Origin of the sequence: Bacillus sp. AFS059628, from assembly GCF_002571225.1 — a bacterium.
GTDB lineage: Bacteria > Bacillota > Bacilli > Bacillales > Bacillaceae_G > Bacillus_A.
The window spans coordinates 1-1,649 of record NZ_NVEC01000015.1; the positions used below are offsets into that span (position 1 = coordinate 1).

Sequence of the window (1,649 nt, forward strand, 5' to 3'; positions counted from 1 at the left end):
CACATCCATCAACTTAAGGATTTAGACTATTTTTGAAGTTAAAAGCACGTTACTATTTTCTTATGTTAATGAGAAAGGGTGACGTGTTTTTTATGAATATGAATCAAAAACAAGAATTATCTTTATTCGCTGAAGAGTTATATCGATATATGTCTCCCGCTACACTTAATCAATTAGCCATAGAAGCAGGCGGAATGAAACGAAAACGTAAGTGCCACGGGCACCATTTCTTATCTTTGTGTGTATGGCTAAATCAACAAGTCGCTACTACCTCTCTTACTCAACTATGTAGTCAATTAGAAACTTCAACAGGAGTTTTATTAAGTCCGGAAGGACTTAATCGGCGATTTAACTCTGCTTCTGTAGCCTTCTTTCGAACTGTATTTACTACACTTCTACAAGCTAAAATTGGAGGCGTATCTAAGATTTCTCATTCTCTTTCTTCCTACTTTGAGCGCATTCGCATCCTTGATTCTACAACCTTTCAGGTTCCAGATCGATTCGCATCTACCTATCCTGGTGCCGGAGGATGTAGTCATAAAGCTGGTGTGAAAATTCAACTAGAGTATGACTTGTTGAGTGGGGAATTTTCTGATGTGAAAATTGAACCAGGAAAACGAAGTGATCAGGCGTATGGTGCGACTCGAACAGGCATGATACAAAAGAATGAGCTGTATATTCGTGACTTAGGATATTTTCGTCTACAAGACTTTAAGTCTATTCAAGACAAGCAGGGGTATTATTTATCTCGTCTTAAGTTACCAACTAAAATATATAGAAAAGAGTTCGAAACAGTGGTATTTAAAACAAAACCCTCTCAATTGAAACCAGTATATATACAAATTCATTTGGAAGACATTATGAAACAACTACAATCTGGCCAAGTGTATGAATTACACGATGTATATGTAGGGAGTAAGGACAAATTGCCTACTCGTATTGTAGTTTATAGGTGTACCGAGGAGCAAAAACAGAAACGCTTACGTGACCGAGCTATTCGTGAAAAGAAAAAAGGGATTACATATACAGAGCGCACGAAGCTTTTACAAGGTATCACGGTATATATGACAAACATTCCTACGGAATGGGTACCAAAAGAGAAAATCTATGATTTATATTCATTACGTTGGCAAATTGAGCTGTTATTTAAAATATGGAAATCTTGGTTTCAAATTCATCGTTGTAAATCTATTAAACAAGAGCGATTAGAATGTCATCTTTATGGGCAACTCATTAGTATTCTATTATGTTCTTCTACTATGTTTAAAATGCGAGAACTCCTATTACGTAAGAAACAGAAAGAGCTAAGTGAATATAAAGCGATGTACATAATTAAGGATTATTTTTCACTTTTTTACCAAGCATTACACAAAAACACCCAAGAATTATCAAAGGTTCTCCTTCGTCTGTTTAACCTCCTACAGCACAACGGACGAAAATCTCATCGATACGAGAAAAAGACAGTCTTTGATATTTTGGGTGTTGTCTATGAGTATACCACTTCTACTCATCAGGTAGCATAGTAAAAAATTGAAACCCGTCAGGGTTTATTTGATATGCCCGCTTTTATAAAATCTACAAAAGATAATAAAAAACTATATGGAAAGACCGCATTTTGTTTGAAAATATACCTTAAGTTGATGGATGTG

The 1,649-nt window shown here is 35.5% G+C and carries 1 protein-coding gene; it reads left to right on the top strand.

What is annotated here, in order from left to right:
• The first annotated feature begins 92 nt into the window (after positions 1-92).
• Positions 93-1,523 (top strand): IS4 family transposase, encoded by a 1,431-nt coding sequence (locus COL05_RS06800; protein ID WP_142337382.1) that lies wholly within the window; start codon positions 93-95, stop codon positions 1,521-1,523.
• Positions 1,524-1,649: the final 126 nt, after the last annotated feature.

What these genes read in the sequence shown, in the direction of transcription:
- COL05_RS06800 (WP_142337382.1), top strand. Translation starts at nt 93, where the DNA reads ATGAATATGAATCAAAAACAAGAATTATCTTTATTCGCTGAAGAGTTA.